The organism is Pseudomonas sp. K5002, assembly GCF_013386655.1.
In the GTDB taxonomy this organism is placed as follows: Bacteria; Pseudomonadota; Gammaproteobacteria; order Pseudomonadales; family Pseudomonadaceae; genus Aquipseudomonas.
The window spans coordinates 1-829 of record NZ_JACARK010001213.1 but is presented as its reverse complement, the minus strand read 5'-3'; the positions used below and the strand labels follow the sequence as shown (position 1 = coordinate 829).

General features: G+C 64.8%; 1 protein-coding gene and 1 pseudogene. Both read right to left on the bottom strand.

Going from position 1 to position 829, the window contains the following annotated elements; all coding sequences use genetic code 11:
- A pseudogene (locus HX846_RS35030) lies at positions 1 to 539 on the bottom strand (two-component sensor histidine kinase); the annotation flags it as partial.
- A partial coding sequence (locus HX846_RS35025) for a winged helix-turn-helix domain-containing protein (RefSeq protein WP_178967236.1) occupies positions 536 to 829 on the bottom strand: 294 nt, incomplete at its 5' end. The pseudogene HX846_RS35030 and the gene HX846_RS35025, both read right to left, overlap by 4 nt.

Here is an 829-nt window from a genome sequence, read left to right as displayed (position 1 = left end):
GCGATCAGCGTGACCAGCGCGGTGGAAATCAGTACCAGCATCAGCACGATCAGGCTTCGCGGGCCTTCCGCCAGGCCCCAGCTGCGCGACGGCGCGCTGAACATCAGCCAGGATTCATCCACCAGTTGCACCACCAGCGCATAGCGCCCGCCGGGGCCAGGCCAGTCGGACGGTTCGTAGGCTTCCATCCGCCGCTCCGGCCCCTTGAGCAGCTGCTTGAACACCTGGTCGGAGTGAAACCCCGGGTCTTCCAGAACCGGCACATCAATGCCTGTGCGGGTGGCCGACCAACTCACATTGAAGCTGTCATCGGCCACTGCCCGAGTCAGTTGCGCGCGCTGGGACGGCTCTGCCGCTTCGATCATCCGCACGATCACCGCGACCTTCTCCAACAGGCCGGTTTCACCCAACGGCGGCCTGGCCCAAACGCCAGCCAGTTGCACAAACAGCGCATTGAAGGCCAGCGCTGTGAGCATCGCAATCAGGATGGTCAGGGCAATCCAGCGGGCCACGGTGTCCCGAGGTTTGAAGCGGCTCATGAGCGGGTCACCGCGACGGTGAACTGGTAACCACCGTTGCGCACGGTACGAATCATCGCCGGGCGCTTGGTGTCGAACTCCAGCTTGCGTCGCAGGCGGCTGACCTGCACGTCGATGCTGCGGTCGAACGCGTCGTGGCTATGGCCCCGCGCCAGGTTCAGCAATTGCTCGCGGGTGAGCACGCGCTGCGGGTGTTCGACGAACACCAGCAGCAGGTCGAACTCCCCGGACGACAACGGGATCATCACCTGGTCCGGCGAGCGCAACTCACGGCGCGTCAGGTCCAGTTG